The following is a 26,604-nucleotide window of genomic DNA, read 5'->3' on the forward strand; positions in this document are numbered from 1 at the left end:
CTCCCCGTACCGCCTCCGTGCGCCCGGGCGGCCGAGCGCGCTGCGCTGACCTGCTCTTTTGACAAACAATACGGTGGACTGCATAGTTATGCCCATCAGTGATTGCACCGTAAGGAGAAACCCGTGACCGAGCGCGTCGTTCTCGCCTACTCGGGCGGCCTGGACACCTCCGTCGCCATCGGCTGGATCGCCGAGGAGACGGGCGCCGAGGTCATCGCCGTCGCCGTGGACGTCGGCCAGGGCGGCGAGGACCTGGACGTCATCCGCAAGCGCGCGCTCGCCTGCGGTGCCGTCGAAGCGGAGGTCGCGGACGCCAAGGACGAGTTCGCCGATGAGTACTGCCTCCCGGCGATCAAGGCCAACGCGCTCTACATGGACCGCTACCCGCTGGTCTCGGCCCTCTCCCGGCCGACCATCGTCAAGCACCTCGTCGCCGCCGCCCGCAAGCACGGCGCCGGGATCGTCGCCCACGGCTGCACCGGCAAGGGCAACGACCAGGTCCGCTTCGAGGCCGGGATCTCCGCGCTCGGCCCCGACCTGAAGTGCATCGCCCCGGTCCGTGACTACGCGATGACCCGGGACAAGGCGATCGCCTTCTGCGAGGAGAAGAACCTCCCGATCGCGACCACCAAGAAGTCCCCGTACTCCATCGACCAGAACGTCTTCGGGCGCGCCGTCGAGACGGGCTTCCTGGAGGACATCTGGAACGCGCCGATCGAGGACATCTACGAGTACACCGACGACCCCGCGGTCCAGCGCGAGGCCGACGAGGTCGTCATCTCCTTCAAAGAGGGCGTGCCCGTAGCCATCGACGGCCGTCCCGTCACCGTCCTCCAGGCGATCCAGCAGCTCAACGAGCGGGCCGGCGCGCAGGGCGTCGGCCGGATCGACATCGTCGAGGACCGGCTCGTGGGCATCAAGTCCCGCGAGGTGTACGAGGCGCCCGGCGCCATCGCGCTGATCACCGCCCACCAGGAGCTGGAGAACGTCACCGTCGAGCGCGAGCTGGCCCGCTACAAGCGGCAGATCGAGCAGCGCTGGGGCGAGATGGTCTACGACGGCCTGTGGTTCTCCCCGCTGAAGCGCGCCCTGGACGGCTTCGTCAACGAGGCCAACCAGCACGTCACCGGCGACATCCGGATGACCCTGCACGGCGGCCGTGCCGTCGTCACCGGCCGGAAGTCCGAGGAGTCGCTGTACGACTTCAACCTCGCCACCTACGACTCGGGCGACACCTTCGACCAGTCCAAGGCGCAGGGCTTCATCGAGATCTTCGGTCTCTCCTCCAAGATCGCGGCGAAGCGTGATCTGCAGGCATAGCCTGACGCTTACCTCGCCCGACCCTCTCTCGTTGTACAGCCGCCTCCCCGTCGTCACGCGGCAGGGAGGCGGTCGCATATCCGCACCTTGGCCTACACCCCGGCCTTTGCCCTAGCCTTTTTGAGGAGCACGCAGTGAGCAGCAACAACGGTGACGTCCGGCTCTGGGGCGCGCGTTTCGCCGACGGACCGGCCGAGGCGCTGGCCAAGCTGTCCGCGTCCGTCCACTTCGACTGGCGGCTCGCCCCGTACGACATCGCCGGCTCCCGAGCCCACGCACGCGTGCTCAACAAGGCGGGCCTGCTCAGCGAGGACGAGCTGACCCGGATGCGGGAAGGGCTCGACCAGCTCGAAGCCGACGTCGCGGACGGCTCGTTCACCGGGACCGTCGCCGACGAGGACGTCCACACCGCGCTGGAGCGCGGGCTGCTGGAGCGCCTCGGCGCCGACCTCGGCGGCAAGCTGCGGGCCGGGCGGTCGCGGAACGACCAGATCGCCACGCTCTTCCGGATGTACCTGCGCGACCACGCCCGGACCATCGGCGGCCTGATCGCCGATCTCCAGAGCGCCCTGGTCGGCCTCGCCGAGGCCCACGCGGACGTCGCGATGCCGGGCCGCACCCACCTCCAGCACGCCCAGCCCGTGCTCTTCGCCCACCACGTGCTCGCCCACGTCCAGTCCCTGTCCCGGGACGCCGAGCGGCTGCGCCAGTGGGACGAGCGCACCGCCGTCTCCCCGTACGGCTCCGGGGCGCTCGCCGGATCCTCGCTCGGCCTCGACCCGGAGGCGGTCGCCGCCGACCTCGGGTTCGAGCACGGCTCGGTCGCCAACTCCATCGACGGCACCGCCTCGCGGGACTTCGTCGCGGAGTTCGCCTTCATCACCGCGATGATCGGCGTCAACCTCTCCCGGATCGCGGAGGAGGTCATCATCTGGAACACGAAGGAGTTCTCCTTCGTCACCCTCCACGACGCCTTCTCCACCGGCTCCTCGATCATGCCGCAGAAGAAGAACCCGGACATCGCGGAGCTGGCCCGGGGCAAGTCCGGCCGCCTCATCGGCAACCTGACCGGCCTGCTCGCCACGCTCAAGGCGCTCCCGCTCGCGTACAACCGGGACCTCCAGGAGGACAAGGAGCCCGTCTTCGACTCCTGCGACCAACTGGAGGTCCTGCTCCCCGCCTTCACCGGGATGATGGCCACCCTCACGGTCAACCGCGAGCGCATGCAGGAGCTGGCCCCGGCGGGCTTCTCGCTCGCGACCGACATCGCGGAATGGCTGGTCAAGCAGGGCGTTCCGTTCCGGGTGGCACACGAGGTGGCCGGCGCCTGCGTCAAGGAGTGCGAGCAGCAGGGCATCGAGCTCGACCAGCTCACCGACGAGCAGTTCGCCAAGATCTCCGAGCACCTCACCCCCGAGGTCCGCACGGTGCTCAACGTGCGGGGCGCCCTCGCCTCCCGCGACGGCCGGGGCGGAACGGCCCCCTCCGCCGTCGCCGTACAGCTCGCCGAGGTGAAGGAAGACCTGGCCGCCCAGCACGCCTGGGCGACCGCCCGCCAGTAGGGAGGCCGATCGGGTGCGCGCGGGGGGCCGCGCCGCACCGGATGGGCGAAGGGCATCACGCGCTCACCGGGGTAGGAGTAACCGAAACCCGAACCCGAGGAGCCCGCGATGCCCTTCGCCGCCCTGGCCGCCGCGACGACCCCGACCGCCCACATCGGGCTGGGCCTTGCCGCCGTCGGGAGGCCCGGCTACATCAATCTCCACCGAGACCGGGACCTGCCCGCCGACCGCGACGCCGACGCCCTGCGCGCCCGCACCCACGAACTGCTGGACGCCGCCTACGCCCAGGGCGTCCGGTACGTCGACACCGCCCGCTCCTACGGCCGAGCCGAGGAGTTCCTGGGGGAGTGGCTGGACGCCCGGCCCTCGTTCACCGACCTCGTCGTCGGCAGCAAGTGGGGGTACACCTACACCGCCGACTGGAGCGTCGAGGCCGAGGAACACGAGGTCAAGGACCACAGCCTCGCCACCTTCGAGCGCCAGTACGCCGAGACCCGGGCCCTCCTCGGCGACCGGCTCAGCCTCTACCAGGTCCACTCGGTCACCCCGGACAGTCCCGCGCTCACCGACAAGGAACTGCTCGGCCGCCTCGCCGCCCTGGCCGCCGACGGCGTCACCGTCGGCCTCTCCACCAGTGGGCCCGCCCAGGCCGACGCGATCCGGGCCGCCCTCGCCGTCACGGTCGACGGCGAACCCCTCTTCCGTACGGTCCAGGCCACCTACAACGCCCTGGAGACCTCGGCCGCGCCCGCGCTCGCCGAGGCCCACGACGCCGGGCTCACCGTGATCGTCAAGGAGGGCATGGCCAACGGGCGTCTCGCCGGGGACGAGGCCCCCGCCGTGTTCCAGGAGATCGCCGCCGCCGCGGGCGTGGGCGGCGACGCGGTCGCCCTCGCGCTGGTCCTGCACCAGCCCTGGGCGGACGTCGTGCTCTCCGGCGCGGCCACGGCGGGCCAGCTCTCCGGCAATCTGCACGCCGCCGTCGTCGACCTGGACGACGAGCAGCGGGCCGGCCTCGACGCCCTGGTCGAGGAGCCGGAGGCCTACTGGCGCCACCGGGCAGGACTGCCCTGGCACTGAAAGCCCGCCCACAGGCCCGGCCCGGCCGGTCTCAGGCGCTCGTCAGGACGACGAGTTCCCGGGTGGCCCGCGTCATCGCGACATAGCGGTCCACCGCCCCCTCGACGCCCACACCGAAGTCCTCCGGGTCGACGAGGACGACCAGGTCGAACTCCAGGCCCTTCGACAGCTCCGGGGTCAGCGACCGCACGCGGGGCGTCGCCCGGAACGCGGGGTCGCCGATGACACAGGCGATCCCCTCGTCGTGCGCGGCGAGCCACTCGGCGAGGACGGTGGGCAGCTCCCCGACGGGGCCGTACGTGACGGGGATGCCGCTGCTGCGGACGGAGACCGGCACGTTGGCGTCGGGGAGCACGGCCCGGACCACCGGCTCCGCCTCCGCCATGATCTCCCGCGGAGTCCGGTAGTTGACGGTCAGGGAGGCCAGGGTGATCCGGTCGAGCCCGACCCGCTCCAGCCGCTCCCGCCACGACTCGGTGAACCCGTGCCGGGCCTGCGCACGGTCCCCGACGACGGTGAAACTCCGCGACGGGCACCGCTGGAGCAGCATCTGCCACTGGGCGTCGGTCAGTTCCTGCGCCTCGTCCACGACGATGTGCGCGAACGGCCCGGCCAGCAGGTCGGGTTCGGTGCCGCTCGGCCGGTCGGCGGTGGCCAGGGACTCCCGGAGATCCGCCCCGCGCAGCATCACCAGCGCGCCCTCGCCGTCCGCGTCCGCGTCGGCCAGGGTCTCGTCGGCGAGCAGACTCTCGACAACCTGGTCCATCTGCTCGCGTTCGGCGGCGGCCGCCGCCTCGTGACGACGTCTGCGCCGGGACGCCTCCGGGTCGCCGAGCCGCTGCCGTGCCGCGTCGAGGAGAGGCAGGTCGGACACCGTCCAGGCGTGGGCGTCCGGGCGCTGCAACCGCCCGACCTCCTCCGAGGTCAGCCAGGGGGCGCACTTACGCAGATAGGCGGGTACGGACCAGAGGTCGCCGACCAGGTCGGCCGCCTCGACCAGCGGCCAGGCGCGGTCGAAGAGGGCGAACAGCTCCCGGTCGCGCCGCAGCGAGGCACGCAGCTGTTCCTCCGGTGCGTCGCCGTCGTGCTTGTCCACGAGGATCGTGAGCAGCTCCTCCCAGATCTCCTCACGCGCCTCGTTGTGGGGTGTGCCCGGGTCCGCCGCCCCGAACGCCGAGGCCCAGTCGGCGGCGCCCAGCCAGATGTCGGACCAGTGCGTCTGGACCCGTACGCCCGTGGTGGGCGGCTCCTCGTAGAACCGCACGGCCGGCTCGACCGCCTTCACCAGTTCCGCCGACGCCTTCAGCCGAGCCACCTCCGGGTCGGTCTCGGCGCCCGCCCCGCTCCCTCGACGACCAGGTCCCGCAGGGTGCACGTCTGCACGCCCTCCTCCCCGAGGCTGGGCAGGACATCGGCGACGTACCCCAGATAGGGCTCGTGCGGCCCGACGAACAGCACGCCACCGCGGCGGTGGCCCAGGCGCGGGTCGGAGTAGAGGAGGTAGGCGGAGCGGTGCAGCGCGACGACGGTCTTCCCGGTGCCGGGCCCGCCGTCGACGACGAGCGCGCCCCGGGAGCCCGCCCGGATGATGGCGTCCTGGTCGGCCTGGATGGTGCCCAGGACATCGCGCATCCGGGCCGACCGGTTGCCGCCCAGACTGGCGATGAACGCGGACTGGTCATCCAGCGCGGCGTGACCGGCGAAGCCCTCCGGTGCGAACACCTCGTCCCAGTAGTCGCTGATCCGGCCGCCGGTCCAGCGGTAGCGGCGGCGGCTCGCCAGGCCCATCGGATCGGCGTGGGTGGCCCCGAAGAACGGCTCGGCGGCGGGGGAGCGCCAGTCGAGCAGCAGCCGGTGGCCCGTGCTGTCGGTCAGCCCGAGCCGTCCCACGTACAGCGGTCCGGAGCCGTCCGCGGCGACCATGTGCCCGAGGCACAGGTCGAGGCCGAACCTCCGCAGGGCGCGCAGCCGGCCGGTCAGCCGGTGGATCTCCACATCCCGGTCCATCGCCTGCCGGCTCGCTCCCCCGGGCGCCCTGCGTTCGGCCGCGAGCCGGTCGGTCAGTTCGGCGATCGACTGTTCCAGGCAGTGGGCGACGGCCGCGAAGTGCTGCTCGTCATCGGCGATCAGCGCCGGGTCGGCCTTGGAGGAGAGGCGGTCGGGGAGGTCGAACGCGCTGGCGGTCAGGGGTGTCACGGCATCGGTTCCGATCTGCGGTGCGTACGGGGGGCGGCGTACCGTCCCGGCTACGGCCGACGATTCTGCGGCATATGGGGGGTCTTGCGGCAAGGCCCCCCGTGCGCTATAAGTTGAGAGTGGCAAGGAGTGGTTTCACCTCCGGCCACTTTTTTGTTTCCCGCCTCGCTCCGCCCCCCCGCTCTGCCCCCCGCCTCGTGCCTGCCCTCCCTGCTGTACGCCCCCACACCCCGCGGTGAGACGAACATGTCTCAGGTGGGTTATGGTTGTCTCATGACTCTCGACCGTGAGCAGGTGCTGCGCAGCGCCGCCGCCCTGCTGGCCCGCAAATCGACCGCCACCATGGACGAGGTCGCCAGGGCGGCGGGCATCGGCCGGGCCACCCTCCACCGTCACTTCGCCGGGCGCGACGCCCTGGTGAGGGCGCTGGAGAATCTCGGCATCCAGGAGTTCGAGGCGGCCCTGGACGCCGCCCGGCTCGACGAGGACACCTCCGAGGAGGGGCTGCGCCGCCTCATCGCGGCCGTCGAGCCCAGCGCCGGGCTGCTGTCCTTCCTCGTCAACGAGAACCAGCTCTTCGAGGGCGACGAGGTCAACGAGGGCTGGAACCGGGCCGACGCCCGCGTCTCCGCCTTCTTCCGCCGCGGCCAGGAGCGCGGCGAGTTCCGTCTCGACCTCACCCCCGCCTGGCTGACGGAGGCCCTCTACGGGCTCGTCGGCACGGGCGCCTGGGCCGTCCAGGCGGGGCGGGTCGCCGCACAGGATTTCCAACACATGACCGTCGAGTTGCTGCTCGGCGGAGCACGCCGGAGCGTAGAGCAATGACCAGCATCGACCAGAACCCGGACACCACGGACGCCGTACGCCGCCCGGGGCGGTGGATCGCGCTCGCGGTCCTCGTCCTCGCCGTGCTGCTGGTGGCCGTGGACGCGACCGTCCTCGGTCTCGCCACCCCGTTCCTCAGCGAGGACCTCGAACCGACCGGCACCCAGCTGCTCTGGATCGGTGACGTCTACTCCTTCGTCATCGCCGGCCTGCTCGTCTCGATGGGCAGCCTCGGCGACCGCATCGGCCGCAAGAAGCTGCTGCTGATCGGCGCCGTCGCGTTCGGCGCGGTCTCCGTGCTCAACGCCTACGCGACCACGCCCGAGATGATGATCGTGGCCCGGGCGCTGCTCGGTGTCGCGGGCGCCACCCTGATGCCGTCCACCCTCGCCCTGATCCGCAACCTCTTCCACGACCCGCGCGAGCGCAGCCTCGCCATCGGGATCTGGGGCGCGATGGCCTCGGCGGGCGCGGCCGTCGGTCCGGTCGTCGGCGGGTTCCTGCTCGAACACTTCTGGTGGGGTTCGGTCTTCCTCATCAACCTGCCCGTGATGGCCGTCCTGGTCGTCGTCGGCGTCAAGCTGATCCCGGAGTCCAAGAATCCGGCCCCGGGCCCGTGGGACATGCTCAGCGTCGGGCTCTCCCTGGTCGGCATGATCGGTGTGGTGTACGCCATCAAGGAGGCGGCCGCGCACGGGGTGAGCTGGGAGGCCGGGGCGGCGGCCGTCGTCGGCGTCGGTGCGCTCACCTGGTTCGTCCGCAGGCAACTGCGGCTGCCCGCGCCCCTGCTGGACATGCGGCTCTTCCACCACCGGGGCTTCTCCGGCGCGGTCCTCGCCGACCTGCTGACCATCCTCGGCCTGTCGGGTCTGGTCTTCTTCCTCTCCCAGTTCCTGCAACTGGTGCAGGGCCGTGGACCGCTGGAGGCCGGGCTCGCCGAACTGCCCGCCGCCATCGGCGCGGTGACCGCAGGTCTGCTGGCCGGGTTCGCCGCCCGCCGCTTCTCGGTCCGCTCCGTCGTCTCGGGCGGCCTGGCCGCGGTCGGTCTCGCTCTGGGCAGTGTGACGCTGCTCGACCAGAACACCGGGTATCCGCTGCTCGGCTCCATGCTGCTGGTCGTCGGCGTCGGCGCGGGCTTCGCCTTCACCGTCACCGCCGACGTGATCCTCTCCAGCGTCCCGAAGGAGCAGGCGGGCTCCGCGTCCGCCGTCTCCGAGACCGCGTACGAACTGGGCGCGGCCCTCGGCATCGCCCTGCTCGGCTCCATCGTCACCGGCGTCTACCGGGGCTTCCCGACCCCGTCCGGCATCCCCGCCGACGTCGAGTCGGCCGCCCACGAGTCACTGGGAGGCGCGGTCGAGGCCGCTGGGGCGCTGCCCGCCGCCCAGGCCGGGCCGCTGGTCTCGGCGGCCCAGGAGGCGTTCGTCGACGGACTGAGGTCGGCCGCGGGCATCGGTGCGGCGGTACTGCTGGCGGCGGCGGTCGCGGCCTGGTTCCTGCTGCGGGGCCAGAAGCTGGAGGACGGCGTCGAGCACCCGTAGGCCGTACGGCCCTGCGCCGTATCCGCCGGGCGAGGTGAGGTAGGCGGCCTTCGCCGTCACCGTCGTGCTGGTCAGGCGGCCTTCGCCGTCACCGTCGTGCTGGTCAGGCGGCCTCCGTCGTCACCGTCGTGCCGGTCAGGCGGCCTTCGCCTTCGTCGCGTACATGTCCACGTATTCCTGGCCGGACAGCCGCATGACCTCGGCCATCACCGAGTCGGTCACCGCCCGCAGCACATAGCGGTCGCGGTCCATGCCCTCGTAGCGCGAGAACTCCATCGGCTCACCGAAGCGCACCGTGACCTTGCCCGGCCGGGGCAGGCCGGCGCCGCCCGGCTGCAGCTTGTCGGTCCCGATCATCGCGAACGGGATCACCGGAGCGCCCGTCATCAGCGTCAGCCGCGCGATGCCCGTACGGCCCCGGTAGAGCCGGCCGTCGGGGGAGCGGGTGCCCTCCGGGTAGATGGCGAAGGCCTGCCCCTCCTCCAGCACCCGGCGCCCCGTCATCAGCGCCGCGACCCCGCCCCGGCCGCCGTCCCGGTCCACCGGGATCATGCCGCAGCCCGTGAAGAACCAGGCCATCAGCTTGCCCTTGAGGCCCTTGCCCGTGACGTACTCGTCCTTGCCGATGTAGAACACCGGCCGGTCGCAGCAGATGGGCATGATCATCGAGTCGATGAACGTGAGGTGATTGCCCGCGAGGATCACCGGCCCGGTCCCGGGAATGTTCTCGACGCCTTCCACCTGTGGGCGGAACATCAGGCGCAGAATCGGTCCGAGCACTGCCTTGATGACCGTGAGACGGGACAACGGTTCCTCCGGTGTCGTGGCCTGGCCGGCCGCGATGCAATGGGTCGTACGGGCGGTGGCCGGTGCCGACGGGTGATGGTCGGTGCAGGTGAGGACGATACTCGCGGGTATGCCCTGATCGCACATCGGGTTCACGAAGCGGATACACGGTGTTGACGTGTGTTTCCGCCATGTTGGCCGACGAGCCGTCCTCCCGTATACCTCCCAGCCTACGATCGGGCCTCGCTCGACCGGTCCCGGACATCACCAAGCGAGGAGCATTCATGACGGAGCGTGCGCGGAAGACCCCTGGCCGGCGGAGCCTCCTGGGCGCCGCGGCCCTCGGTACCGCGGCCCTGGGCCTGCCCGCCACCGCCCGGGCGGCCGAGCGGGGCCGCGGCCACGGCGGCGGTCACGGATCGCTGCGCGATCTGCCCGTGCCGACGGTGATCGGCCACCGCGGGGCCAGCGGCTACCGCCCCGAGCACACCCTCGGCTCCTACCAGCTGGCCCTCGACATGGGTGCGCACATCATCGAGCAGGACCTCGTGCCGACCAAGGACGGCCACCTCGTCTGCCGCCACGAGAACGACATCACCGCCACCACCGACGTCGCCGACCACCCCGAGTTCGCCGGCCGCAGGACGACCAAGAGCATCGACGGCCTCTCCCTGACCGGCTGGTTCACCGAGGACTTCACCCTCGCCGAGCTGAAGACCCTGCGGGCCAAGGAGCGCATCCCGGGCAACCGCCCGGACAACACCCTCTACGACGGCCGCTGGAGCGTCCCCACCTTCGAGGAGGTGCTGCGCTGGGCGGAGCGGGAGGGCCGCAAGCGCTCCCGGCCGGTCTGGCTGTACGTGGAGACCAAGCACCCCACCTACTTCCGCAAGCTGGGCCTCGGCCTGGAGGAGCCGCTCGCCCGGCTGCTGCGCCGCTACGGCCGGGACCGCGGGAACTCCGCGCTCATCCTCCAGTCCTTCGAGCCCGGCTCGGTCCAGCGCCTCGCCCGCCTCGTCGACACCCCGCGCATCGTCCTGCTCTCCGGCCCGAAGGAGCGCCCCTGGGACTTCGTCGAGTCGGGCGACCCGCGCACCGTCGCCGACCTGGTGAAGCCCGCCGGGCTGGCGTGGATGGCCTCCTTCGCCCAGGGCATCGGCCCCACCCTCGACCTCGTCATCCCCAAGGACGCCTCGGGACGGCTCACCACCCCGACCACGCTGGTGCGGGACGCGCACGCCGAGGGCCTGCGGCTGCACCCGTACACGCTGCGCAACGAGAACAGCTTCCTGCCCGCCGACTTCCGGCGCGGCACCGACCCCAACGCCTACGGTGACGTGTTCGGCGCCTGCGCCGCCTACCTCGCCACCGGGATCGACGGCATCTTCGCCGACCATCCGGACACGGCGCTGCTCGCGGCGGCGGACCACGCCGGGCGCTGACCCGGTACGGAGACGGGCGCGGCGCACCACTCGTACTCGGGGTGCGCCGTCAGCCGCCCGCCCCCGGCGTCCCCCGGTCGGGTGGTGGAGCGCCGCCCGGGGCAACCGGCGGCGCGCACGGCACGTCCGCCGGGGCATGACGCTTCCCGATCACGAACCCGGCCCGGCCGCTTCCACCGCCCTCGTCGTCCGCGCCTTGCAACCCCTGGTGCGCGCGGAGGCGAGGGCCGAGGCCCCGGCCGCCGGGCTCGACCCCGCCGACCTCGAACAGAGCGTCTGGGTGCGGCTGCTGGAACGCCCGGCCGCCGCCGGACCACCCGCCGACGCGGCCCGCTGGGTGCGCGACACCGTACGGGGCGAGGCCCGCCGCGGACGCCGGACAGCCCGGCGGGAACGCCCGTACGCCGGGACGGAGCCCGCCGCCGGACCGGCCGACTGCCCGGAACGCGCCGCCCTCGGGGCCGCCGAACGCCGGGCGTTGCGCTCCGCGCTGGCCCGGCTGCCCGGCCGCTGCCCCCGGCTGCTGGAGGCGATGCTCGCCCCCAGCGACCCGACCTACCGGGAAATCGCAGGGGAGTTGGGTATGTCACAGGGGAGCTTGGGCCCGATCCGTTCCCGTTGCCTTGGATGTCTGCGCAGAATGCTGGCTGCGGAGGTTGTCGCTCCTTCCGTGCGGGAAGGGAGCGGTAGGCAACCGGCGAACAGGTGAGCGGGAGGCGTGCACACATGGGCATGAGCGTGACCATCTCGGCGGCGACGGCACAGGACGTCGAGCAGATCTTCAGACTTCAGTACCTCTGCTTCCAGCGCGAGGCGGAGCTGTACGACAACTACCGGATCGACCCGCTCGTCCAGAGCCTGGAATCCCTGCGCTCCGAAGTCGCCGACGACCTGGTGTTCGTTGCCCGGCTCGGGGACGAGGTCGTCGGCTCGGTCCGAGGCGGCACCGACCCGGACGGCACGGGCCTCATCGGCAAGCTCTGCGTCCACCCCCGGCTCCAGGGCCACGGCCTCGGGGCCAGGCTGCTGCTCGCCGCCGAGGCGGCGCTCTCCGCCGAGCGGGCGACGACCCGCTTCCGGCTGCACAGCGGACACCGCAGCGAGGGAAACCTGCGACTCTACCGGCGGGCCGGATACGCCCAGGTCGGGGCCGTCACCGGAGCCGACGGCGTCCGGATGGTCCTGCTGGAGAAAAACGCGGCCGACCGGGACTACGTGGCCAGCGCCTGACCGCGCGCCGCGCGCGGCGGGGCCGGATGGGCGTCGCTACACCGCGACCGTCTTCGCGCGGCGCAGCCAGATCATCCCGGTGACCGGCAGGATCACCGGGATGAAGAGGTACCCCATCCCGAAGTCCGACCACACCGTCGAGTCCGGGAAGGCGGCCGGCTCGACCAGCGTCCACGCGCCGACGACCAGCACACCGAGCAGCTCCGCGGCACAGCACACCAGCGCCGCCCGGCGGGCCTTCTCACCGCCGCGCACCAGCGAGTACGTGATGAATCCGTACACCAGGGCCGCGACGGCCGAGAGCCCGTACGCCAGCGGCGCATGGTCGAAACCCCTGACCATCTCGACGATCGTCCGCGAGGCCGCCGCGACCGTGAACACCCCGTAGAACCAGACCAGGACCCGGCCGGGACCGGTGCCCAGTTCGAAGGACGGCTTCGGGGCCGTGGCCACCTCGGGGCGGTCGGTGTCGCTCACGTCAGTTTCCCCAGATGTCATAGAGCCGGACCTCCAGAACCGCCAACACGACCGCGCCCGCCGCGACCGTGACCGAACCCCAGCGGGTCCGCTCGGTCAACGAAAGGAATCCGGCCGCGGGCACGGCGGCGAACGAACCGACCAGATAGGCGATGAACACCGCCATCCCCTGCTCCGGCCGCTCCCCGCGCGCCAGCTGCACGACGCCCACGACCAACTGGGCCAACGCCAGCACGGAGACGACCGCCATCCCGATGAAGTGCCAGTCCTTCGTCGGCTGGTCCCGGTAGGCGGCATGTCCGCACCAGGCGGCGAGGGCGAGCGCGGTCACGGCGACCGCGACCGTCAGGGCGTCAAGCATGAGTCGAGGGTATTACGGACGGAACGCCCGCCCGCGTGCGGCCCCGGCCACCATGGAGGCGGCCACCGCACCGGGGCGCACATCGTGGCCTTGGCCACAACCGGCGGCCAGGGTTCCGCTCCCCGGCCACCCGCTCACGCCTGAACCCGCCCCTGCGATCGCCCTGTCATCGCAGGTCACAGCCGTGCGCCGCGTGCCCTCCGGCGTAACCGGAAGGTCGGCGTCCGACCATCCAGCACTGTCCGCTATGCGGACAGCGGGGATCGCGGAGACCTCACGTCTGTTTTACTTGGCCCATGACCACGACGAGCAGCCGCACCCTTGCGACCGAGGCGATCAGCACGCCCGGTGCTCGTTGTATGTGTCGAATGCGCGCCTTCTGAGGGCCCCCGCCTGAGCCTCGCGCCCCGAAGCGAGACCGAGCCTGCGCCGTCCGCACCCCGCGGAACGAGCGCGCCCGCGCATGCGCTGCCCCCGGCCGATCGCCGCTCACAGCCATGCCGAGACCCCCGGCCGACCAGCCCGAAAAGTCTCTTCAGACGAATGCCCCGTGCCCGGCGGACACCGCGCCGCGCACTCGACAGTGACGGAAACCCCTGTGATCACCACGACGGGCCTCACGAAGGTCTACCAGTCGCGCGACCGTGAGGTCACCGCACTCGACGGCGTCGACCTGCACGTCCGCGAAGGCGAGGTGTACGGCGTCATCGGACAGAGCGGCGCCGGCAAATCCTCCCTGATCCGCTGCGTCAACCTCCTGGAACGCCCCACCTCCGGCACCGTGACGGTGGCCGGCCAGGACCTCACCGCCCTCGCCGGCCGCGGCCGGCGGGCGAGCGCCGAGCTGCGCCGGGCCCGCACCCGCATCGGCATGGTCTTCCAGCACTTCAACCTGCTGAGCTCGCGCACCGTGCTGGACAACGTGGAGTTGCCGCTGGAGATCCTCGGACTCTCCGGCCAGGAGCGCACCCGCAAGGCCGGGGAACTCCTCGACCTGGTCGGCCTCGCCGACAAGGCGAAGGCCTACCCCGGGCAGCTCTCCGGCGGTCAGAAGCAGCGCGTGGGCATCGCCCGCGCCCTGGCGGGCGACCCCCAGGTGCTGCTCTCGGACGAGGCGACCTCCGCACTCGACCCCGAGACCACCCGCTCCATCCTTCAACTGCTGAGCGACCTCAACCGACAGCTCGGCCTGACCGTCCTGCTCATCACCCACGAGATGGACGTCGTCAAGGCCGTCTGCGACTCCGCGGCGCTCATGCGGCGCGGCCGGATCGTCGAGTCCGGGACCGTCGCGGAACTCCTCGCCACCCCCGGCTCCGAACTGGCCCACGAACTGTTCCCGGTCGGCGGGACCGCCTCCGGCCCCGACCGCACGGTCGTCGACGTCACCTTCCAGGGGGAATCGGCCTCCCGGCCGGTCATCTCCCAGCTCTCCCGTACGTACAACATCGACATCTCGATCCTCGGCGCCGCGATGGACACCGTCGGCGGCAAGCAGATCGGCCGGATGCGCATCGAGCTGCCCGGCCGCTTCGAGGAGAACGTCGTTCCCATCGGCTTCCTGCGCGAGCAGGGCCTCCAGGCCGAGGTCGTCGAGGACGAGACCGGCCCGGAGGCCGGCGCCGGGACCGACGGGACCGACGCGCCCGCCACCGTCGTACCGGAGCAGACGTCCGCCCTGCTCACCAAGGAGGTCGTCAAGTGACCTGGTCCGAAATGCAGCCCCTGCTGACCCAGGGCACCGTCGACACCCTCTACATGGTGCTGTGGTCCGCGCTGGTCACCGTCGCCGGCGGACTGCCGCTCGGCATCCTCCTGGTCCTCACCGACCAGGGCGGACTGCTCCAGAACGCCCTGGTGAACAGGGTCGTCGGCGTGATCGTGAACATCGGCCGCTCCCTGCCGTTCATCATCCTGCTGATCGCCCTGATCCCCTTCACCACCTGGGTCGTCGGCACCTTCATCGGCCCCACCGCGATGATCGTGCCGCTCGCCGTCGGAGCCATCCCGTTCTTCGCCCGGCTCGTCGAGACGGCGATCCGCGAGGTCGACCACGGACTCGTCGAAGCGGTGCAGTCGATGGGCGGCTCCATCCCCACGATCGTCCGCAAGGTGCTCCTCCCACAGGCACTGCCCTCGCTCGTCTCGGGCGTCACCACCACCCTCATCGTGCTCATCGGCTACTCCGCGATGGCCGGCGCGGTCGGCGGCGAAGGGCTCGGCTCCCAGGCCATCACCAACGGATTCCAGCGCTTCGACAACCGGTTCATGCTGGTCACCGTCGCGCTGCTGGTCGTCATCGTCACGGTGATCCAGCTGATCGGCGACATCGCCGTCCGGCTGCTGGCCCGCCGCGGCCGCACCGCCTCCTGAGGCGCGGCCCCCAGAACTCCCTGTCCCACCGAGCCCGAACTCCTTGTCCGGGCGCACCACCACAAGAAAGAGGCACTTTTCGTGCGCAAGAACATCAAGATCACCGCAACCGCCGCTTCCGCCGTCGCCCTCGCCCTGGGCCTGAGCGCCTGCGGCACGGCCTCCGACCCGGCCGCCAAGAGCGAGACCGGCTCGAACGCCGACACCTCCAAGGCCCTGGTCGTCGCCGCGTCCCCGACGCCGCACGCCGACATCCTGAACTTCGTCAAGAAGAACCTGGCGAAGAAGGAGGGCCTCAACCTGGAGGTCAAGGAGTTCACGGACTACGTCCTGCCGAACACCGCCACCCAGAACGGCCAGGTCGACGCCAACTTCTTCCAGCACAAGCCCTACCTGGACGACTTCAACGCGAAGCAGAAGACCACCATCGTGCCCGTGGTCGACGTCCACCTGGAGCCGCTGGGCCTCTACTCCAAGACGGTCAAGGACCTCAAGGACATCAAGGCCGGCCAGACCGTCGCCGTCCCCAACGACACCACCAACGGCGGCCGCGCCCTCCAGCTGCTCGCCGAGAACGGCCTCATCACCCTCAAGGACGGCGTCGGCACCAGCGCCAAGCTGAGCGACATCACCGACAAGAAGGGCCTGGAGTTCAAGGAGCTGGAGGCCGCCACCGTGCCCCGCGCCCTGGGCGACGTGGACGCCGCCGTCATCAACGGCAACTACGCCATCGAGGCCGACCTGAAGCCCGGCAAGGACTCCCTCGCCCTGGAGAAGGCCGAGGGCAACCCGTACGCCAACTTCCTGGCGGTCAAGGACGGCAACGAGAAGGACCCGCGCGTCGAGAAGCTCGCGAAGCTCCTCAACTCCGACGAGGTCAAGAAGTTCATCGAGGACACCTACCAGGGTGCGATCGTCCCGGCCTTCGGCGCCCCCGCCAAGTCCTGACGCCCGCCCGGCACTTGCCGACGGAGCCCCGCACTTCCCTCCCGGAGGCGCGGGGCTCCCTCGTGCGGCCCCGCCCATGCGCACCACGCACCCGATGCTGCATGCTGTGCTTTTAACCGGTCTTCGGCATGGAGCTGCGCATGACTACCACCTTTCCGTCCATCTCCATCAGCACGGACAGGTTGGTGATGCGCCCCTTCGAGATGGCCGACATCCCCGCGTACATCGAGATGATGAACGACGAGGCGGTCGTCGCGTGGATGGACGGGCCGAACCCGTACACCCAGGTCGACGCCGAACGCTGGGTACGCAGGATCGCTCCTGCCGAGCGCACCGGGGGCCACGGCATCGCCCTCGCCGTCACCGAGTTCCTCACCCAGCGGCTCGTCGGCAGCGTCCGCCTCCTCGACACCGACTGGCGTACCCGCTCCACCGAGGTCCGCTACATCACCGCCCCCTGGGCGCGCGGCGAGGGCTACGCCACCGAATCCGTGCTCGCCATAGCCCAGTGGCTCTTCCGGGACCAGGGCTTCGAACGCATCGAGCTGCGCACCCCCGCCGACAACACCGCCTCCCAGCAGGTCGCCCAGAAGCTCGGCTGCATCAGCGAGGGCGTCCTGCGCAACGCCCGCATCGCCCGCACCCGGACCGAGAACGGCACCGACGGCGGCTGGACCGACATCCGCACCGACCTGATCGTCTGGGGACTCCTCCCCGAGGATCTCGAAGGGGTCGCGGAACAGCTCGCCGACGCCGGCGACTACGGCACGTACAACACCTGGAAGTAGCGCCCGAGGCCTCCCGCGGGCCCGAGGTCCGGACCAGGTACTCTCACCCCTGCCCGGCACCGCACGGGCAACGCCCCGCCCCCTCCGACACCTCAGGAGACAGACGACGATGGCCGACCGGGTCACGGTGATCGGCTGGGACGGCTCGCCACTGACCAGAGCGGCCACGGCCGCGCTCTCGGCCGCCACGCTCGTCGCCGGCGCCGCCCACCACCTCGTCCTGCCGGAAGTGCCCCCGCAGGCCGAACGCATCCGCCTCGGCAGCGTCGACCTCGCCGCCCGCAGGATCGCCGGCCACCGCGGCAGCGCCGTGGTCCTCGCCGACGGCGACCCCGGCTTCTTCGGCGTCGTCCGCACCCTGCACGCCCGCGAACACGGCCTGGAGGTCGAGGTCGTCCCCGCCGTCTCCTCCGTGGCCACCGCCTTCGCCCGGGCCGGCATGCCCTGGGACGACGCCCAGGTCGTCGTCGCCCACCCCCGCACCCTGCGCCGAGCGGTCAACGTCTGCCGGGCCCACCACAAGGTCGCCGTCCTCACCTCACCGGGCGCCGGACCCGCCGAACTGGCCCTGCTCCTCGACGGCGTCCACCGCACCTTCGTGATCTGCGAGGAACTCGGCACCGACCGCGAGCGCGTCACCGTCCTCACCTCCGACAAGGCGGCCGACCACGCCTGGCGCGACCCCAACGTCGTCATCGTCATCGGCGGCGGCCCCGAGACCACCGCCGCCGGCGCCTGGATCGCCGGCCGTCAGCCCGCCTACCCCCAGGGGATACGGGGCTGGGCCCTGCCCGCCGAGGCCTACCGGGCCGCCGGGGCCGAGCGGATGCAGGAGTCCGGCGAGGGCGAGTTCCCCGGCCTGCGCGCCGCCCAGCTCGCCCGCCTCGGCCCCCGCACCGGCGACCTGGTCTGGGACATCGGCTCCGGCAGCGGCGCCTTCGCGATCGAGGCGGCCCGCTTCGGCGCGGCGGTCCTGGCCGTGGACGACGACCCGGCGGCCTGCGCCCGCACCGAGGCCGCGGCCCGCGCCTTCGGCGTCCCCGTCCAGGTCGTCCGCGGCCGCGCCCCGCACGTCCTGGAGCGGCTGCCCGAACCGGACGTCGTACGGATCGGCGGCGGGGGAGTCCCGGTGGCCCGGGCCGTCATCGACCGGCGACCGGAACGCATCGTCACGCACGCCTCCACCCGGGACGAGGCCGAGGCGCTCGGCGCGGCCCTCACCGGCAACGACTACACCGTCGAGTGCTCGCTGCTCCAGTCCGTCGACCTGGACCCCGAGGTGTGGACCGAGCGGGAGAGGTCCGTCGTGTTCCTGCTCTCCGCAGGGCGTTCCGACCTCGCCCCCTGACCCGCTCGGCCCGGTGCGGAAGGTAGGCTGGCGGATTGTTGTACCGCACCCGGCCGTTCGTCGCTTCGTTCGTCAATGTCCGGAAAAGTGGACCGTTTTGGTCCGCACTGTGGTACGGCACAACCCGGGGGACGCGCAACGTGGCGCAGTCCACAGTGAGCCGTGGCAGAACAGCCTGTCGCGGCGGCGAACGGCCGCGAGAATAGGAAGCCGCGCGGGCGCTTCGTGCCGCGCGGCGAGCCCGCTCGTTCTTGATGACGAGCACCGGCGTGCCGTGGTTCGGCGTCCCGGGCGAAGGGCCGAAGGAGCACTGACGATGGGCGAGGGGTACGCATGACTGACACCGGCCAGATCCCGGGCGAGGGACTGCCGGAGAACGCAGGCATGGTGGAGCAGCCGGGCATCCCCGCCCCGGACGCGTACACCTTCCTCGACCCCTCCGAGCACACTCCCGAGGACGACGACCTTCTGCTGATGCCGACTTCCCAGGGCGCCTGGAGCGACCCCCAGGCCGCCCCGGCCCCCGCGCAGGGCCAGCCCGCCGCGCAGACCGCGGTGGCGCAGCCCGCCGCTCCCGAACACGGTGTGCCCCAGGCCCAGGCCCAGCAGCTCCCCGCGCAGCAGGGCCAGTTCGCTCCCGCCGCCGCTCCCGCCGAGACGCACAGCACCCATGAGTCCGGTGGCCGCGACTCCGGCTCCGCGGACCTCGACGGCGTACGCAACCCCGCGCCCGCACCGGTCGGCGCGCACGCCGCCCCCGCCCGCCGCCCGCTGCACCGGGGCCCCGCCTCCGCCGAGGCCCCGTCGTACGGGGGTACGCAGGGCGGCGTCGTGCGCTCGCTGGCCGACCGGGGCCCCGCCGGAGCCACCCGGATCGCCGCCCCCGTACGCCACGCGGCCCCGCCGGCGGCCGGCCCCGCGTACGTCGAGGTCCCGGCCGAGGACCCCTCGACCCTGCCCGGCCCGCAGTTGGGCGAGATCCCGCCGCAGGCCGGCGCCCCGTGGGGGGCTCGGCCCCCGCAGTCGGAGCCGGAACAGGTCATCGCGGAGCCGGCACAGGCCGATCCGGCTCGGCAGCCCGAGCAGGTTCAGGCTGTCGAGGCCGAACAGCCGACGGCCGAGCCCGTTGTGGTCGAGCAGGCCCCGGCGGTCGAACAGACCGAGGCCGCGGTTGAGGCCGAGGAGCCGGTTCAGGAGGTTCCGCCGGTCGAGGCGGCTGAGGCGGTCGAGCCGGTACAGCCGGTCGAGCCGGTGGCCGTGCCCGCCCCGGCGGCGGCGGTTTCGGCGGCCCCGATCGAGCAGCCGGACCAGCCCGTCGCCGCTGCGCAGCCCGAACAGGCCCCGCAGGACGCCCCGGCAGAAACGGTCGTTCCCGAGCCCGCCGCCGTGGAGACGCCCCCCGCCGGCCCCGTCGTCGTCCCGGAGCCCGAGGCGGCCCGGCCGGAGGCTCCGGCAGAGGCACCCGCTCAGGTTCCGGCCGACGAGGTGGCCGCATCCGGGCCGCCGGAGCCGGCGGCGGCGCAGCACGGTGCCGCCACGCTCCCGGAGCCCGAGGCCCTGGCCGTCCCGGTGGAGGCCGCGGCCCCCGAACCCCAGGCCCCGGCACAGGAAACCCCTGTCGTCGCGCCGGTGGTACAGCCCGAGGCAGCGCTGCCCGAGCAGGAGCGGCCCGTCGAACCGACTCCTGAGCCGGCCCCGGCGGTAGCGGTGGCCGAGAGCCCGGAAACCCTGGCTGCTCCGGAAGCCGCTGTGGCCCCGGAAGCGGTCGTGACCCCGGAAGTGGTCGCGCCGGAGCCGGCGGCCTCGCCGCTCGCTCCCGAGCCCGCGCAGCCCGTCGCTGTGGAGCCGGTGGAGCCCGTGGGACCGGTGGAGCCCGTGGGACCGGCGGAGCCCGAGGGGCCGGTGGAGTCGGCCGAGCCCGCGACGGAGGAAGCGCAAGGAGTTGAGGGAACGGAGGGACCGGAGGCGCAGGAGCCGTCGGCCCAGCAACTCCCCGCAACGGAGCGGGAAGCCACTCCGGCCCCCGCCCCCGCCACCGAACCGGGCGGCGCACCGGCGGCAGCAGCGGCCGACGTGGCCGTGCCCGAGGCCGAGGACGGCAACGGCCCCGAGGTCATCGAGACACCGGAGCTCCCGGAGCCGCCCGCGCCCGACCACCAGGCACCCGCCGCCGACCACCAGGCACAGGCTGAGGCACCGCAGCACATCGAAGCACCGCAGCACACCGAGGCACCGCAGCAGTCGGAGGCACCGCAGCAGTCGGAGCCGGCACAGCGACCGGAGGAGGCACAGCGGCTCGAAGGGCCCGCCGAAGCCGCGGAACCCGCCGGGCAGGCCGAGCCGTTCACCCCGCCCGCCCCCGGTTACGACGACGCCGAACGGGAAGCGGTCCTGCGGGTCATGCGCGAGCGCCGGGACATCCGCAACGGCTTCCGCAGCGACCCGATTCCGCACGAGGTCCTGCTCCGGGTGCTGGAGGCGGCGCACACCGCGCCGAGCGTCGGCCACTCGCAGCCGTGGGACTTCGTCGTCATCCGCTCCGCCGAGACCCGCCGCTCCATGCACGAACTGGCACAGAGCCAGCGCGACGCCTACGCCGAGTCGCTGCCCAAGGGCCGGGCGAAGCAGTTCAAGGAACTGAAAATCGAGGCGATCCTCGACACTCCGGTCAACATCGTCGTGACCGCCGACCCCACCCGCGGGGGCCGCCACACGCTCGGCCGGCACACCCAGCCCCAGATGGCCCCGTACTCCTCGGCCCTCGCCGTCGAGAACCTGTGGCTCGCCGCGCGCGCCGAAGGCCTCGGCGTCGGCTGGGTCAGCTTCTTCGACGAGCGGGAGATGGTCCGCGCGCTCGGCCTCCCCGAGCACCTGGAGGTCGTGGCCTACCTGTGCGTCGGTTACGTCGACGAGTTCCCCGAGGAGCCCGAGCTGGTGCAGGCGGGCTGGTCCAAGCGCCGCCCGCTGTCCTGGGTCGTCCACGAGGAGACGTACGGCCGTCGCGCGCTGCCGGGCGCCGAGCCGCACGACCTTCTTCAGGAGACGATCTCCGCGATCCGCCCGCTGGACGCGAAGGCGCTCGGCGAGGCGTGGGAGCGCCAGAAGCGGATGACGAAGCCCGCCGGCGCGCTCGGCATGCTGGAGATCATCTCCGCACAGCTGTCCGGGCTCTCGCGGATGTGCCCGCCGCCGATTCCGGAGCCCGCGGCCGTCGCGATCTTCGCCGGCGACCACGGGGTGCACGCCCAGGGCGTCACCGCCTGGCCGCAGGAGGTCACCGCCCAGATGGTGGCGAACTTCCTGGGCGGCGGAGCCGTGTGCAACGCCTTCGCGGCCCAGGTCGGCGCCGAGGTCTGTGTCGTGGACGTGGGCGTGGCCACGGACCTGCCGGCGACCCCGGGGCTGCTGCCCCGCAAGGTACGGGCGGGAACAGCGGACTTCACGACGGGCCCCGCACTCTCCCGGGAAGAGGTACTCGCGGCGATCGAGGTGGGCATCGAGACCGCCCGGGACCTGGTGGCAGCAGGCAACAAGGCCCTGCTCACCGGCGAGATGGGCATCGCCAACACCACCGCGTCGGCGGCCCTGATCTGCGTGTACACAGGGGCCGACGCCTCTGAGGTGACCGGCCGGGGGACCGGCATCAACGACGAGATGCACGCCCGCAAGGTCGACGTCGTCCGCCGCGCCCTCGACCTGCACCAGCCGGACCCGGCCGACCCGATCGGTGTACTCGCGGCGGTCGGCGGCCTGGAGCACGCGGCGATGGCCGGCTTCCTCCTGGGCGGAGCCTCCCTGCGTACGCCGGTGATCCTGGACGGCGTGAGCGCGGGCGCGGCGGCCCTGGTGGCCCGTGCCATCGCCCCCGAGGCACTGGCGGCCTGCATCGCCGGCCACCGCAGCGCGGAGCCCGGCCACGTGGCCGCGCTCAACAAGCTGGGCCTGCGCCCGCTGGTCGACCTCGACCTGCGACTGGGCGAGGGAACCGGCGCGCTGTTGGCGCTCCCGATCGTGCAGAGCGCGGCGCGCGCGATGCACGAAGTGGCGACGTTCGACTCGGCGGGCGTGACGGAGAAGTAGCAAAGGGCGAGGGCGGGGGCTGGAGGCCCCGCTCCGGTCGCCCACCCAGCGCCCCGCCCCGGTCGCCCACCCAGGGCCCCGACCCCGGTCGCCCACCCGGCGCCCCGTCCTCCCGGCGGTCGCCCACCCAGCGCCCCCGCCCCCCGGTCGCCCGCCCAGGGCCCCGCCCCCGGTCGCCCGCCCCCGGTCGCCCACCCAGGCACCCCGTCCCTGGTCGCCTGCCCCCAGCCTCTCCGGCGTTTGAGGAGCGGGGTCCGGGGCGGAGCCCCGAACCCCAGCCCGTCCGGCGATTGAGGACGAGAGGGGGCCCGGGGCGCAGCCCCGGTTCCGGGAAGGGGCGGGGTAGGGGACAGGCCCGCCGCAGGCGCCCCCCACCCCGTATCGTGTTCCCGACCCAGACCTCAGCTTTCGCACGTCACAGCCGCTCCACCGCCGCAGCGGCCCCTACGCAGCACCCGCACGAGGAGCCCGTACCGCCATGGCCGAGCACGCAGACCACGCCGAGCACGCAGGTCACGCCGACCGCGCAGGTCACGCCGACCACCCCGCGTACCCCGTAGGACTGCGTCTGCACGGCCGCCGCGTCGTCGTCGTCGGCGGCGGCCAGGTCGCGCAGCGCAGGCTGCCGCAGCTCATCGCCACCGGGGCCGTCATCACTCTGGTCTCCCCCTCCGCGACGCCCTCCGTCGAGGCCATGGCGGACGCCGGGGAGATCCGCTGGGAGCGCCGCCGCTACCAGGACGGCGACCTCGCCGACACCTGGTACGCCCTGATCGCCTCCTCCGACACCACGGCCAACGACGCCGCCTCGGCCGAGGCAGAACGCACCCGCACCTGGTGCGTCCGGGCCGACGACGCCGAGGCCGCCACCGCCTGGACCCCGGCCACCGGCCGCAGCGAGAACGTGACCGTCGCCGTCCTCACCACCACCTCGCAGGGCCGTGACCCCCGGCACTCCGCCGCCATCCGCGACGCGATCGTCGAGGGCCTGCGCGACGGCACCCTCGCCGCCCCGCACCACCGCACCCGCGCCCCCGGCGTCGCGCTCGTCGGCGGCGGCCCCGGCGACCCGGACCTGATCACGGTGCGCGGCCGTCGCCTCCTCGCGGAGGCCGACGTGGTCATCGCCGACCGCCTCGGCCCCCGCGACCTGCTCGACGAACTCCCGCCGCACGTCGAGGTGATCGACGCCGCGAAGATCCCGTACGGGCGGTTCATGGCCCAGGAGGCGATCAACCAGGCGCTCATCGAGCACGCCAAGGCGGGCAAGTCCGTGGTCCGGCTCAAGGGCGGCGACCCGTTCGTCTTCGGCCGCGGCATGGAAGAGGCCCAGGCGCTGGCCGCCGAGGGCATCCCCTGCACGGTCGTGCCCGGGATCTCCAGCACCATCTCCGTCCCCGGTGCGGCCGGCATCCCGGTCACCCACCGGGGCGTCGCCCATGAGTTCACCGTGGTCAGCGGCCATGTCGCCCCCGAGGACCCGCGCTCGCTGGTCGACTGGGAGGCCATCGCCCGGCTGCGCGGCACCCTCGTCCTGCTGATGGCCGTCGACAAGATCGGCGCCATCGCCGCCGCCCTGATCGCCCACGGCAAGGACCCGGCCACGCCGGTCGCCCTCGTCCAGGAGGGCACCACTGCCACTCAGCGCCGGGTCGACGCGACCCTCGCGGACGTCGGCGAGCGCGCGGTCGCCGAGGACGTGCGCCCGCCCGCCGTGATCGTCATCGGCGAGGTCGTCGCGGTCGGCCCGCACTCCGCACCGGGGACCGGCCGGGACCGCTCGGTCGACCGGGCGTGAAGTAACCCGCGGTTACCCACCTTCATCCCAGGCGTTGGCACCACACACCGGACAAGGCAGTATCACCCTGTGGCAGAACTCATCACCGTCGACGACCCCGACGACCCTCGGCTGAGCGACTACATCGGCCTCACCGACGTCGAGTTGCGACGACGACGCGAACCCGCCGAAGGCCTCTTCATCGCCGAGGGCGAGAAGGTGATCCGTCGCGCCCGGCAGACCGGGTACGAGATGCGGTCGATGCTGCTCTCGGCCAAGTGGGTCGACGTCATGCGCGACGTCATCGACGAGGTCCCGGCCCCGGTGTACGCCGTCGCCCCCGATCTGGCCGAACGCGTCACCGGCTACCACGTCCACCGCGGTGCGCTCGCCTCCATGCAGCGCAAGCCGCTGCCCGCATCCGACGAACTGCTCGCCACCGCGCGCCGGGTGGTGATCATGGAATCGGTGAACGACCACACCAACATCGGTGCCATCTTCCGCAGCGCGGCGGCCCTGGGCATGGACGCGGTACTGCTCTCCCCGGACTGCGCCGACCCGCTCTACCGGCGCTCGGTCAAGGTCTCCATGGGCGCGGTCTTCTCCGTCCCCTACGCCCGGCTCGAAGCCTGGCCCAAGGCGCTGGAAGGGGTACGGGAGGCCGGCTTCCGGCTCCTCGCCCTCACCCCGGACGCCAAGGCGACCAGCATCGACGAGGCGGCCCCGCACCGACTGGACCGGGTGGCGCTGATGCTCGGCGCGGAGGGCGACGGGCTGTCCACGCGGGCTCTGAGGGCCGCCGACGCATGGGTCCGCATCCCGATGGCGCACGGCGTCGACTCACTGAACGTGGGCGCGGCGGCGGCCGTCGCCTTCTACGCGGTGGCCACGGGACGGCCGGAGAGCTGAGCACGGCCGGCCCCGGCCGGTCCCGGCGTCAGGACGACCGCGGCTCCTGCCCGGCCTGCGCCTGTGTCGGCGTCTGCGGCACCCGATACTGCTGCTCGGTCCCGGTCCCGGTCCCGCCGCCCACCCCGCGCGCGGGCCCCTGGCAGCCCTGCGCCGCCGCGATGCCGAGCGCCACCAGCAGCGTCACCACGACGAACACCACCAGCCGCTGGCGCAGCAGCCGCGGATTGGCCGGACGCCGCCCCGCAGAGGTCGAGCGCCCCCCGGAGCGGGTCCCCGGCCGGCCGTTCGTCCCGGCCGGGGCCCCCTGCCGCTTCCCGGAGCGCGTCGTGTCGCGCGAAGCCTGCTGAGGGCGCGAGCCACCGGTGCGCGGCGGCCCCGAACGCGCGGGCGTGCCGCGCCTGCCCGGCTGGGGGCGCGAGGCGGAGGGGCCCTCCGAGCGGCGGGTGTGCTGATCGGCGTACGGGTCGGCCATCCGGCCGGTCGGCCGGTCGGCTTCCTGGGCCGAGCGCTGGGCGGGCGGCCGGCTCTCGTGCAGCCCCTGCGCCTCGCGCGCCGCGATCTCCTTGAGTCGCATGGACAGTTGCAGCGTGCTGGGCCGCTCCTCCGGGTCCTTCGCCAGACAGGCGCTGATCAGCGGGGCCAACGCGTCGTGCACCCCGTGGAGCTGCGCCTCCTCGTGCACGACGCGGTACAGCATCACCTCGGAACTGCCGTGCCCGAAGGGGGAGTCGGCCATCGCCGCGTACGCCAGTGTCGCGCCGAGCGAGAAGACGTCCGTCGCGGGCGTCACGGCCGCGCCCCGGACCTGCTCGGGCGCGAGGAAGCCGGGCGACCCCACCGCCGTACCGACATGGGTGAGCGTGCTCGCCCCGGTCGCCCAGGCGATGCCGAAGTCGATGATGCGGGGGCCCTTGGGGGAGAGGAGGATGTTCGACGGCTTCAGGTCGCGGTGGACCACCCCCGCCTCGTGCACCGCCACCAGACCCTCGGAGAGCGCGGCCCCGATCGAGGCGACCTCGGCGGCGGCCAGCGGACCCTCCTCGGCGACCTTGTCGTGCAGCGAGGGGCCGGGCACGTACTGCGTCGCGAACCACGGGCGGTCCGCCTCCAGATCGGCGGCGACCAGCCGGGCCGTGCAGCCGCCGCGGATCCGTCGGGCGGCCGACACCTCGCGCGCGAACCGCGAACGGAACTCCTGATCCTCCGCCAGGTCGGGCCGGATCACCTTGAGCGCCACCCGCTGGCCGCGACGGTCGGAGCCGAGGTAGACGACGCCCATGCCGCCCGCGCCGAGCCGTCGGTGCAGCCGGAACGAGCCGACGAGACGCGGGTCCTCGCGCCGGAGCCGCATCATCGCCATCGTCTGCCCATCCCCGCTGCCTGGTCCGCCTGACGAGGCACAGCTTACGTACCCCGCGCCCGGCGCGCTCAGAGGCCGCGCCCTCGCGGGGGATTCGATTGTCCGTGCCGGGCGGGAGAGGTGAAGAGGGGGCAGGGCGCGGTGGATCCGGGCCGCTCGGCCGATCGGTCCGCTCAAAGGCCCGCCGGGCAGGGGACA

Annotated in this window: 20 protein-coding genes and 1 pseudogene; 16 read left to right on the top strand and 5 right to left on the bottom strand. The window is 72.7% G+C overall.

Annotated features, from left to right (window positions below):
* Window positions 1-123: 123 nt before the first annotated feature.
* From AC3CH1_RS30810 to AC3CH1_RS30820, 3 genes are all read left to right on the top strand, one after another.
* Complete coding sequence (locus tag AC3CH1_RS30810; RefSeq protein ID WP_488465878.1) at window positions 124-1,320, top strand: argininosuccinate synthase; 1,197 nt, start codon at window positions 124-126, stop codon at window positions 1,318-1,320.
* A 134-nt stretch (window positions 1,321-1,454) separates the two neighbouring features.
* Window positions 1,455-2,882, top strand: a complete 1,428-nt coding sequence (gene argH, locus AC3CH1_RS30815; protein ID WP_488465879.1) for an argininosuccinate lyase — start codon at window positions 1,455-1,457, stop codon at window positions 2,880-2,882.
* 108 nt (window positions 2,883-2,990) lie between these two features.
* Window positions 2,991-3,962, top strand: coding sequence for an aldo/keto reductase (locus AC3CH1_RS30820; protein WP_488465880.1), 972 nt, complete (start codon window positions 2,991-2,993; stop codon window positions 3,960-3,962).
* A gap of 31 nt (window positions 3,963-3,993) precedes the next feature.
* On the opposite strand, the pseudogene helR reads toward AC3CH1_RS30820, so the two are convergent.
* Window positions 3,994-6,158 (bottom strand): annotated as a pseudogene (gene helR, locus AC3CH1_RS30825) (RNA polymerase recycling motor ATPase HelR).
* Between the two features lie 273 nt (window positions 6,159-6,431).
* On the opposite strand from helR, the gene AC3CH1_RS30830 reads away from it, so the two are divergent.
* Window positions 6,432-6,983 (top strand): TetR/AcrR family transcriptional regulator, encoded by a 552-nt coding sequence (locus tag AC3CH1_RS30830; RefSeq protein ID WP_488465881.1) that lies wholly within the window; start codon window positions 6,432-6,434, stop codon window positions 6,981-6,983.
* The gene (locus tag AC3CH1_RS30835) at window positions 6,980-8,524 is read left to right on the top strand and encodes an MFS transporter (protein WP_488465882.1); all 1,545 of its coding nucleotides are present in this window, start codon (window positions 6,980-6,982) and stop codon (window positions 8,522-8,524) included. Before AC3CH1_RS30830 ends, AC3CH1_RS30835 begins: the two co-directional genes overlap by 4 nt.
* 135 nt (window positions 8,525-8,659) lie before the next feature.
* Here AC3CH1_RS30835 and AC3CH1_RS30840 read toward each other — a convergent pair whose 3' ends face one another.
* Window positions 8,660-9,331: a lysophospholipid acyltransferase family protein gene (locus AC3CH1_RS30840; protein WP_050359578.1), complete on the bottom strand. Its 672-nt coding sequence runs from the start codon at window positions 9,329-9,331 to the stop codon at window positions 8,660-8,662.
* A 263-nt stretch (window positions 9,332-9,594) separates the two neighbouring features.
* Here AC3CH1_RS30840 and AC3CH1_RS30845 point away from each other — a divergent pair, with 263 nt between their 5' ends.
* The 3 genes from AC3CH1_RS30845 (at window position 9,595) to AC3CH1_RS30855 (ending at window position 11,982) form a co-directional block, all read left to right on the top strand.
* The gene (locus tag AC3CH1_RS30845; RefSeq protein ID WP_488465883.1) at window positions 9,595-10,752 is read left to right on the top strand and encodes a glycerophosphodiester phosphodiesterase; all 1,158 of its coding nucleotides are present in this window, start codon (window positions 9,595-9,597) and stop codon (window positions 10,750-10,752) included.
* A 136-nt stretch (window positions 10,753-10,888) separates the two neighbouring features.
* Complete coding sequence (locus AC3CH1_RS30850; RefSeq protein WP_488465884.1) at window positions 10,889-11,461, top strand: sigma-70 family RNA polymerase sigma factor; 573 nt, start codon at window positions 10,889-10,891, stop codon at window positions 11,459-11,461.
* Between the two features lie 17 nt (window positions 11,462-11,478).
* Entirely contained in the window at window positions 11,479-11,982 is a 504-nt protein-coding gene (locus AC3CH1_RS30855) for a GNAT family N-acetyltransferase (RefSeq protein ID WP_488465885.1), read from the top strand.
* 36 nt (window positions 11,983-12,018) lie between these two features.
* On the opposite strand, the gene AC3CH1_RS30860 is transcribed toward AC3CH1_RS30855, so the two are convergent.
* Window positions 12,019-12,459, bottom strand: a complete 441-nt coding sequence (locus AC3CH1_RS30860) for a hypothetical protein (protein WP_488465886.1) — start codon at window positions 12,457-12,459, stop codon at window positions 12,019-12,021.
* Between the two features lies 1 nt (window position 12,460).
* Window positions 12,461-12,820: a hypothetical protein gene (locus tag AC3CH1_RS30865; protein WP_030589738.1), complete on the bottom strand. Its 360-nt coding sequence runs from the start codon at window positions 12,818-12,820 to the stop codon at window positions 12,461-12,463.
* A 598-nt stretch (window positions 12,821-13,418) separates the two neighbouring features.
* Here AC3CH1_RS30865 and AC3CH1_RS30870 point away from each other — a divergent pair.
* The 8 genes from AC3CH1_RS30870 to AC3CH1_RS30905 all read left to right on the top strand — a co-directional run bounded on the left by AC3CH1_RS30870 (window position 13,419) and on the right by AC3CH1_RS30905 (window position 25,043).
* Window positions 13,419-14,525, top strand: coding sequence for a methionine ABC transporter ATP-binding protein (locus tag AC3CH1_RS30870; protein WP_488465887.1), 1,107 nt, complete (start codon window positions 13,419-13,421; stop codon window positions 14,523-14,525).
* Window positions 14,522-15,193 carry a methionine ABC transporter permease gene (locus AC3CH1_RS30875; RefSeq protein WP_488465888.1) on the top strand — a complete coding sequence of 224 codons (672 nt, stop codon included), beginning with the start codon at window positions 14,522-14,524 and terminating at the stop codon, window positions 15,191-15,193. The genes AC3CH1_RS30870 and AC3CH1_RS30875 overlap by 4 nt, the downstream gene beginning before the upstream one ends.
* Before the next feature lie 81 nt (window positions 15,194-15,274).
* Window positions 15,275-16,141: a MetQ/NlpA family ABC transporter substrate-binding protein gene (locus tag AC3CH1_RS30880; protein ID WP_488465889.1), complete on the top strand. Its 867-nt coding sequence runs from the start codon at window positions 15,275-15,277 to the stop codon at window positions 16,139-16,141.
* Window positions 16,142-16,281: 140 nt separating this feature from the next.
* On the top strand, window positions 16,282-16,929 hold the full coding sequence (locus AC3CH1_RS30885) for a GNAT family N-acetyltransferase (RefSeq protein WP_488465890.1): 648 nt from the start codon (window positions 16,282-16,284) through the stop codon (window positions 16,927-16,929).
* Window positions 16,930-17,038: 109 nt separating this feature from the next.
* Complete coding sequence (cbiE, locus tag AC3CH1_RS30890) at window positions 17,039-18,277, top strand: precorrin-6y C5,15-methyltransferase (decarboxylating) subunit CbiE (protein ID WP_488465891.1); 1,239 nt, start codon at window positions 17,039-17,041, stop codon at window positions 18,275-18,277.
* A 333-nt stretch (window positions 18,278-18,610) separates the two neighbouring features.
* A complete protein-coding gene (gene cobT, locus AC3CH1_RS30895) occupies window positions 18,611-22,357 on the top strand; it encodes a nicotinate-nucleotide--dimethylbenzimidazole phosphoribosyltransferase (RefSeq protein ID WP_488465892.1) in 3,747 nt (1,248 codons plus the stop codon).
* Between the two features lie 478 nt (window positions 22,358-22,835).
* On the top strand, window positions 22,836-24,155 hold the full coding sequence (gene cobA, locus AC3CH1_RS30900) for a uroporphyrinogen-III C-methyltransferase (RefSeq protein ID WP_488465893.1): 1,320 nt from the start codon (window positions 22,836-22,838) through the stop codon (window positions 24,153-24,155).
* A gap of 69 nt (window positions 24,156-24,224) precedes the next feature.
* Window positions 24,225-25,043 carry a TrmH family RNA methyltransferase gene (locus AC3CH1_RS30905; protein WP_488465894.1) on the top strand — a complete coding sequence of 273 codons (819 nt, stop codon included), beginning with the start codon at window positions 24,225-24,227 and terminating at the stop codon, window positions 25,041-25,043.
* Window positions 25,044-25,071: 28 nt separating this feature from the next.
* Here AC3CH1_RS30905 and AC3CH1_RS30910 read toward each other — a convergent pair whose 3' ends face one another.
* Window positions 25,072-26,406: a serine/threonine-protein kinase gene (locus AC3CH1_RS30910; RefSeq protein WP_488465895.1), complete on the bottom strand. Its 1,335-nt coding sequence runs from the start codon at window positions 26,404-26,406 to the stop codon at window positions 25,072-25,074.
* Window positions 26,407-26,604: the final 198 nt, after the last annotated feature.

This window comes from Streptomyces sp. MGP-P1 (genome assembly GCF_057766565.1).

Bases quoted from the DNA above. Each gene is read 5' to 3' on its own strand.
- AC3CH1_RS30820 (WP_488465880.1), top strand. From the start codon at position 2,991: ATGCCCTTCGCCGCCCTGGCCGCCGCGACGACCCCGACCGCCCACATC.
- AC3CH1_RS30830 (WP_488465881.1), top strand. From the start codon at position 6,432: ATGACTCTCGACCGTGAGCAGGTGCTGCGCAGCGCCGCCGCCCTGCTG.
- AC3CH1_RS30835 (WP_488465882.1), top strand. From the start codon at position 6,980: ATGACCAGCATCGACCAGAACCCGGACACCACGGACGCCGTACGCCGC.
- AC3CH1_RS30845 (WP_488465883.1), top strand. From the start codon at position 9,595: ATGACGGAGCGTGCGCGGAAGACCCCTGGCCGGCGGAGCCTCCTGGGC.
- AC3CH1_RS30850 (WP_488465884.1), top strand. From the start codon at position 10,889: ATGACGCTTCCCGATCACGAACCCGGCCCGGCCGCTTCCACCGCCCTC.
- AC3CH1_RS30855 (WP_488465885.1), top strand. From the start codon at position 11,479: ATGGGCATGAGCGTGACCATCTCGGCGGCGACGGCACAGGACGTCGAG.
- AC3CH1_RS30865 (WP_030589738.1), bottom strand. From the start codon at position 12,820: ATGCTTGACGCCCTGACGGTCGCGGTCGCCGTGACCGCGCTCGCCCTC.
- AC3CH1_RS30885 (WP_488465890.1), top strand. From the start codon at position 16,282: ATGACTACCACCTTTCCGTCCATCTCCATCAGCACGGACAGGTTGGTG.
- cbiE (WP_488465891.1), top strand. From the start codon at position 17,039: ATGGCCGACCGGGTCACGGTGATCGGCTGGGACGGCTCGCCACTGACC.
- cobT (WP_488465892.1), top strand. From the start codon at position 18,611: ATGACTGACACCGGCCAGATCCCGGGCGAGGGACTGCCGGAGAACGCA.
- cobA (WP_488465893.1), top strand. From the start codon at position 22,836: ATGGCCGAGCACGCAGACCACGCCGAGCACGCAGGTCACGCCGACCGC.
- AC3CH1_RS30910 (WP_488465895.1), bottom strand. From the start codon at position 26,406: ATGGCGATGATGCGGCTCCGGCGCGAGGACCCGCGTCTCGTCGGCTCG.